The organism is Arthrobacter sp. H14, assembly GCF_000520495.1.
In the GTDB taxonomy this organism is placed as follows: domain Bacteria; phylum Actinomycetota; class Actinomycetes; order Actinomycetales; family Micrococcaceae; genus Arthrobacter_C.
This window is the reverse complement of record NZ_KI914672.1, coordinates 18868-26000: the sequence shown is the minus strand read 5'-3', so window position 1 is coordinate 26000 and position 7133 is coordinate 18868. Positions and strand designations below refer to the sequence as shown.

Annotated in this window: 9 protein-coding genes and 1 pseudogene; 4 read left to right on the top strand and 6 right to left on the bottom strand. The window is 59.8% G+C overall.

What is annotated here, in order from left to right; genetic code table 11:
- The 6 genes and pseudogenes from Y707_RS31620 to Y707_RS0116135 all read right to left on the bottom strand — a co-directional run.
- Positions 1-236: hypothetical protein (locus tag Y707_RS31620; RefSeq protein ID WP_035782117.1), on the bottom strand; the 236-nt coding region annotated here is incomplete at its 3' end.
- Positions 237-1009: 773 nt separating this feature from the next.
- The gene (locus Y707_RS0116155; protein WP_026535852.1) at positions 1010-1807 is read right to left on the bottom strand and encodes an HTTM domain-containing protein; all 798 of its coding nucleotides are present in this window, start codon (positions 1805-1807) and stop codon (positions 1010-1012) included.
- A 660-nt stretch (positions 1808-2467) separates the two neighbouring features.
- Entirely contained in the window at positions 2468-2692 is a 225-nt protein-coding gene (locus tag Y707_RS0116145) for an S-layer homology domain-containing protein (protein WP_026535850.1), read from the bottom strand.
- Positions 2693-2752: pseudogene (locus Y707_RS33165) on the bottom strand (S-layer homology domain-containing protein); the annotation flags it as partial.
- Positions 2753-3021: 269 nt separating this feature from the next.
- Positions 3022-3240, bottom strand: a complete 219-nt coding sequence (locus Y707_RS0116140; RefSeq protein ID WP_155853052.1) for a hypothetical protein — start codon at positions 3238-3240, stop codon at positions 3022-3024.
- A 603-nt stretch (positions 3241-3843) separates the two neighbouring features.
- The gene (locus Y707_RS0116135) at positions 3844-4062 is read right to left on the bottom strand and encodes a helix-turn-helix domain-containing protein (RefSeq protein ID WP_035782114.1); all 219 of its coding nucleotides are present in this window, start codon (positions 4060-4062) and stop codon (positions 3844-3846) included.
- Positions 4063-4589: 527 nt separating this feature from the next.
- On the opposite strand from Y707_RS0116135, the gene Y707_RS0116130 reads away from it, so the two are divergent.
- The 4 genes from Y707_RS0116130 (at position 4590) to cpaB (ending at position 7044) form a co-directional block, all read left to right on the top strand.
- Positions 4590-4805, top strand: coding sequence for a Flp family type IVb pilin (locus Y707_RS0116130; RefSeq protein WP_026535847.1), 216 nt, complete (start codon positions 4590-4592; stop codon positions 4803-4805).
- A 99-nt stretch (positions 4806-4904) separates the two neighbouring features.
- Positions 4905-5279 (top strand): TadE family protein, encoded by a 375-nt coding sequence (locus Y707_RS0116125; RefSeq protein WP_026535846.1) that lies wholly within the window; start codon positions 4905-4907, stop codon positions 5277-5279.
- Positions 5267-6301 carry a TadE/TadG family type IV pilus assembly protein gene (locus tag Y707_RS0116120; RefSeq protein WP_026535845.1) on the top strand — a complete coding sequence of 345 codons (1035 nt, stop codon included), beginning with the start codon at positions 5267-5269 and terminating at the stop codon, positions 6299-6301. The genes Y707_RS0116125 and Y707_RS0116120 overlap by 13 nt, the downstream gene beginning before the upstream one ends.
- A gap of 8 nt (positions 6302-6309) precedes the next feature.
- A complete protein-coding gene (gene cpaB / locus Y707_RS0116115; protein ID WP_026535844.1) occupies positions 6310-7044 on the top strand; it encodes a Flp pilus assembly protein CpaB in 735 nt (244 codons plus the stop codon).
- Positions 7045-7133: the final 89 nt, after the last annotated feature.

Here is a 7133-nt window from a genome sequence, read left to right as displayed (position 1 = left end):
GGTGGCCGGCCGGTTTGGGAACGGTAGATGGTGTTCTCGTCCTGGACGATGAAAATTTCGGAGTCGCTGCGTGTCCAGTGCAGCACGAGCCGGCCGTAACGTTCGGCGAGTTTTGCCAGGGTCACGAAGGTGGTGACACCGATGGATACCGGCTCGGCGGGAAGCCCCGTGACCTCATCCGCTGCCCATGCCTTGGCATCAATCGCCTCCAGGTCGAAGTTGGATGGTTCCGTCATACCGGGTCTCCGGTGGAAGATTCCGTTGCTTCAAGTGGGATTGTCGAGTGCCATCCTCCGGAGGTGGACAGCTCGGCGGTCACTGTCATGCCGCCGGGTTCGCCGCTAACCGCCGAAAACACCGGAACCGTTCAAGATGCCACCTAGCAGGGCGCACTCGATGCCGGCTGGACCGACACCGAACTGACCGAACTGTCGGTGGCACTGAACCTGTTCACCAACTACTTCAACCACCTCGTCGACACGGACCTCGACATCCCGGCGGCACCCGGGCTCTAAGACGCCTTCTGCCGGACGAAAACGGGTTGGTCACGAAAAAATGTTTCCGCCAGCATGACCGCGGTAGCGCCTACGTCAGATGCAAACGGGTAACACTGATAATGAGTTTACGGCGATTATGTAAGCTGTGCCCGTCATGGTCGGCTCCCCCATTCGACCGTGGCAGCGGCCGCGGGACGGCTTTATGGTTTCTGTCCCGTGGCCGCATTTCACCGTGAGCCGGGTCGAGCCGTCTCCAGTTTCCTATCATCCTCACGGCGGGCAATTATCCTCATCAGAGTGGAGCAGCAGGATCCCCGCAGGGCAGGACGGTGCATCGGAGCCGCTGCCCGTCTGCTGGCACAATGTCGTGGATGATCCGCAATGCACCAATACTGGTTTATTCGGACAAGTACCTGCTAGCTCTGATCGGCTGCACCAGCTGGACACGCTCGGTAGCTGGCGGGTGCCGGGCCGGGCCGGCACCACTTTGGGCTATGCTCAGAGCATCTTGCTCAATGCAACCCCGCAGGGGTCCTCCGGCCATGTACCGGGTGTGTTCCGGAGGAGGGTGCCCGGGCGTAAAACAATGGGTAGGTTCCCACCATGAGTAGCGCGAAGGCAAACAGCACGAGGGGTTGATCGAGCGTGACCACGATGCCCGCGTGCAGGACGATTCCCAAAGCGATAGTCATGCGTACCAGCCGGCGAGACCATAAAGCCAATGCCAGGAAGAGTTCCATGGCTACGGCGCCGATGCTGAGCGGGACGTAGACGAAGTCAGGCAGCGGCATCCACATTGCAGAGCGAAGCACATCGCCGCCCAGAAACACAGGATTAATCTTCGCCAGGGCGGTGAAGAAATAGACCACGGAAATCTGCGTCATGATCAACGTATTCGGCCACGACACATGCGACTCTTGATGCCCCCGGACCTTGGCGTCCAGGGACCAACTCGCTCCCGGACGACCCATGGCAAGATACGCGCTGAGGCAGAGCAAAAGCAGCTGGTGGCTGCTGTAGGTTTGCTGGTCCCATAACAGAATGAAGACAGTGACAACGGCGACGGAGCCCGCCGCTGTTCGGGAGCGGAATCCCGCGATGAGGGCAATTGACCCGATGACACCGAATACGAACACGACGGCTACAGACCGCTCGTCGATCGGGGGGAACCAGCCGAAGAAGGGGATGGTTATGCGGCCGGCGGCAATCTGATTCAGAGTGACGAAGTTTTCGAGCGTGATGATGAGAGCAGCGGCCGCGACGGAGATCCGTGTGACGGCCAGCGCATTGGAGCCGGTTAACGGTGCCATTATGGGCCGCATGCGAATGACTGATCGACGTCAGCGTAAATGAGGTCGACAGCGGCCACATCCGGAATCACATTGCACACATGCGCCGGAAGGTGTTTGCCCCAATTGATCTCGGGCCGCCGGGTAGCGGCCATGTTCGTAAACGGAATTTCCCTGACGGCACCATCGGCGGTCTCGATTCTAATTTTTGGGATCTCGCCGAGACCAGAATACATCTGCCAACCCAAGCGGCCAGGCGGCTCCTGGAGGAACACCAGGCCAGGTACCATCAACTGTAATATGACAATTACGACAATGACCGGCCGCGCCACGGGCTTCCCCAAGAAAGCCTTGTCCGGGGTATGGCACCGGGTCAGTAACTCTCGAATCGCAGCCCACATTCTCGGTTATCCTCCGCTGAGATAAGCGTAGCGTAGAGTCCTCAACCTGTCCCCGGTCGTAAACTGTAAACGAAGACAGAGCCAGGTCTCCTGTTCTGGACTATTGGGGACACCACGCCGGCAGCTGCGGTGCCCCCTACCAGTTATTGTCTCCCTCACCCCAAACTCGGCCTGTCGTGGACTCACCGGTAAAGGATGACTCCATGAAATGGCAGGCAATCTGGCCACTGCGGCGCGGATGGCTCTACAGGAAGAGGCACGTGCCCGGGAGGGTTTCAGGCTAGAATTTAGCGTCATAGCGGTGCAGGAAGGCCGCCATGGCGTCCCGATTGACCGGTTCGTCGGGCCGGTAGGTGCCGTTGTCGTATCCGGTGGTGATCCCGGTTGATTCGAGCCAGGTGACTTCCTTGTAGAACTTGCTCCCGCGGGGGCAGTCGGTAAACGGTGACGTCTGTGGGGCCACGGTGGCCGGTTCACCGGCCATCCGGTAGAGGAACGCCGCCATCGCTTCACGGTTAATGGGTTCGAGTGGCCGGAAGGTTCCGTCGGGCCAGCCGGTGGTGATCCCGGTTGAACCACCGCTGCAACCCGCCCCGCACGGGCTAACGCCCTGATCTGACCGGCGGCAGTGGCGTCAACGACCGTGGCCCGGACCGCATGTGAGAAAGTCCGGCCAACCGACAGCCCCTTCGACCGCAGTCCCCTGGCCTCAGCCGGAAAGCCAGTGGCCGGGAGAACCGCCAGGGTCAACAGCACACCGGCCCAAACAGACCTGGAGCGTTGCAAAAAACGCATGACTTCCTTTCACAGAGTGATCAAGTAAGGCGGGTGCCATCACAACCGGACCTGCTTAAACGCTACCGGCGGGATGGCCGACGGTTTGAAAAACTTCCAATCTCCTTCGGTAATCCTGCGGAAATACCGCTGGATTTGGCAGAACACCTCCCTTGCAGCGATACGTCCGTGTGCTGCGGGAAACTTTACCCAAACATGTTCGCTGCATACCATGGCAGGACGGTCCAGCACCACCTCACCCAACGTCAGCGGGTCCATCCGCCGGATATCCTCAATCACAAGGGCCCTCCCGCAATCCAGCCAACGCCCCCCGCAAGGCGTGAGCATGTCGGCCGTGACTTCTTCCGCCGGTGTTTCAGATGAACGGAACGGCAGTTCTTCCCGGGCTCGGCCATATAGCGTTCCGTTTCGATGACTGATGACTAAAGTGCGCCAGATGATGACAGCCAGCGGAGGCCGCGAATTCCGTTGAACCCCAAAGAACCCAGCACACGGCGGGGTAAACAGGACAACAAACTCCCGAAACACGCCAACGACGCCGCCGGTGTCTTCAGGAAAGGCCTAATGAGGAAAGGGGTAAGTTCACGCGACTTCGAACCGGGTAACCACGCACAATATTCATCATTACCATCTCAGGCAGAGGTTTGCCGATTGACCGTTGACCGGGGCCAGTGCCGCTTGCGGCCCGGGCGAAACGCGGAGTTTCCGCAACACCTCACAAGCCCGGGGTGAAACTGGCATCAGCAGTTCGCGTGAGCCATGCCGTGCCAGTGGAGAAACCGTTTCAACCTTCGCTGATGGGTCGAAGGGCACCGGCCGGGAGGCAGACACCTACGAAGGCATAACCTGACGTCTTGGCGTTTATGATTCGTCTCGAGTCGTCGGTGACTCTCTGGACGGAAGAGGGTATCCCGCCACAGCAGTAGCGGGGATGCGGAACTTCCGGCCGAAATGTACGGACGGCAGTTCGCCCGAATGGATTTTCCGGTACACCGTCTGGCTGGATATACCCCAGAACGCCGCGACTTCATCGGCGGTCAGCAACTCAATACTGTTGAAGTGTCCGCCCAAGCCCAGCATCAGCCGCCACTCCGGCGCCGACGGACGAACAGTGTTTCACATTCCATACGCACCTCACGCTTTTACACATCATGGCGGGCTCTGTACCCGCGATGATATGGCTACACCATACCCGAAACCGCCCTCCCGCGCCGTGCATTTGCGTATCTCCAGTCACAGGAGACCCACTAGCAGGGGAACTGTAAGCCGTTGCCCGTGCTCGGCTGCTGATCGGTATTATGCCGAAACGACGGTATTTGAGTATTGGTGCTTGTCCCGGTCATCGACGAAATTCGTGGACCGTGACCATGGGTCAAGGCCGTTCAAGCAGGATGGGCTGGGTGGGCCGGAAATCTGCCCCCGACACGCACTTGATCCTGCGTTTTACGCAGGAAATGTATAGGTTTCTAAGCCTTTGTGAAGGCTTGACGCAGGATAGCCACAGATCGTGCCGAAAACGCTAAATGGGTTGCTATGTTTATTCCAGGCCGGTAACACCAGCCCCTCTGGTTCACCACCACTCACTCTCACTAATACAGGAGCTTCCCATGAATTCTCTCTTCGCATCCCTCCAGACCCTCGGCTTCAATCTCCGGTCCCGCCTGCAGCGGGAAGAGACGGGCGCCACCGCCGTCGAGTACGGCATCATGGTCGGGCTCATCGCCGTTGTCATCATCGTCGTTGTCGCTGCCCTCGGCCCTCAGCTGGCCGCCATGTTCCAGAGTGTCAGCGACCAGCTCGTTCCCGCCGCCCCCACCACGTAGTACCGGCAAGCTCGTTTCAGTGGCGGAGGCGTTCGCGCCTCCGCCACTGACATTTGAGGGACCATTTGACCAAAGACGGGGAAAGAGCGACAGCTGATGATGGACAGGAATGGTGAACGCGGGGCTGTGGCCGTTGAATTCGCTATTTTGTTGCCGGTCCTTCTGATGCTTGTTATGGGGATTATGGAGTTCGGCCGCGCCTATAATGCACAGATTTCCTTGACGCAGGCGGCCCGGGAAGGTGTCCGGGTGATGGCTATCTCGAACAATCCGACCGCCGCGAAGACCGCGGCCAAAAATGCGGCACCGTCTCTGAACCCGTCTCTGTCGGCATCAAACATTACGATCAGTCCGGCTGCCTGCACGCCTGGGACTCAGGCCACGGTCACCATCACCTACAGCCTCGATACAATTACCGGCATCGCCGGTCCGTTCACCCTGACCGGCAAAGGGGTCATGCTGTGCGGCGGCTGAGAGCACTGGAAGAATCTGAGCGCGGGGCGGTCACGGTAATGCTGGCGGTCCTCATGGTGGCTCTGCTCGGTTTCACCGCCATCGTCGTCGATGTTGGCCTGGTCTATTCCGAACGGGCTCAGCTTCAAAACGGCGCCGACGCAGCAGCTTTAGGCGTTGCGCAGAAGTGCGCAAAAGACCTCACCGCTTCGGAATGCTCCAGCGATTCCTCCCTCGCTAAAGGCCTTGCGAATAACAATGCCCTCGATGGGCTCAGCAATATCCAGTCTGTTGCACTGGATAAACCGGGTGGAAAAGTCACGGTCAACACAGGGGCGCAGGAGGACGGTGGGGCAGCCAACAGCATTTCACTCTCCTTCGCGAACGCTCTCGGCATCCCTTCGGCAGAGGTCGGCGCCCGTGCCGGAGCGCGATGGGGAAGCCCGGTTGCCGGACGCACCGTGTTCCCCGCCGCATTCTCCATCTGCCAGGTTGAGAACAGGATTGACGGGGCCCTGCAACGCCTTGGTCTGCACGGCGGGGCCTACGCCAATTCCAGCTGCAACTACGGCCCCTCCGGCGCAACCGTGGCCGGAGGTTTCGGTTGGCTGGCCCAGGACACCGGCCAGTGCGGAGGGAGCATTGACCTGGCGACCAGTGAGGGCGGCAGCAGTACCGGAAACAACGAACCCCCTGACTGCACGGCGGTTTTCACCAAATGGATCACGGAGATCAACGCCGGACGAAAACCCACAGTGCTGTTGCCCGTGTTTGACCGGGTAACCGGAGAAGGTTCCGGCGCCGTGTATGGCCTGACGGCCTTCGCTGCATTTGAAGTGGCGGGATGGAAGTTCACTGGTGGGTCCGAAGGCCCTGGAGTAACGGCCGTCTTCCACAACACCGGCTACGGCAGTTCCCTGGATTGCACCGGAAACTGCCGCGGGATCATTGGTAAGTTCGTAAAGCACGTTTCCCTCGCCGAGGGATACACGTTGGGTCCTGTGCACCGCTACGGTGCTACCGTCGTTCAGATGGCAGAATAGGAGCGGCAATGAAGTCACGTCTACTGGGCGGCGCCGCCGCTGTGGTTCTTGCAATCATTGGTGCCCTGCTGGTTTTTTCTTATACCCAGAACGCCGATCAACGCGCGATGCAGGGCCTTAACCCCACCGATGTTCTCGTTGTACAGGAAGCGGTCCCTGCAGGCACCCCGGTCGGGTCCCTGGCCGAGTCGGTGGCAGTCGAATCCCAACCGGCCAAGGCGGTACCGGATTCAGCGCTTGAAAATCTGGATGATTCAGCCGGTAAGGTGACTTCCGTTGATTTGATTCCCGGTGAGCATCTGCTGGCCGGGAAACTGATTGATCCGGCCGAGCTGCAGACACCGGGTGCAGTTCCGGTTCCGGAGGGGCTGCAGGAAATCACTTTCTCCCTGGAACCCCAGCGTGTTATCGGCGGCAGTATCACTGCCGGCGACACTGTGGGGGTGTTCGTATCCTTCGATGAGGGTGCGTTGGACGATGAGCCTGAGGAAGCCAGCACGCAGCTGGTTTTCCACAAGGTCCTGGTCACGGCGCTCCAACGGTCCGAGGCGGGTGCTGAAGAGCCGGTGGATAACCAGGCCCTGCCCGCCGGAACAATGCTGGTCACGGTGGCTGTCGATGATGTGGATGCGTCAAAGATTATCTTCTCGGCCGAGTTCGGCAGGATCTGGCTGAGTAAGGAACCCGCCGACGCGGACGAAAGCGCACCAACACCGATCCGGAAGAGTGAGGTATATCAGTGAGCCGTTTCGTCCTGATTACCCCGGATACTAATTTCGACCAGCTTCTTCGGCTGGCCGCCTCCGGCGGCCTCCAGGGGGAGGTGCGGACG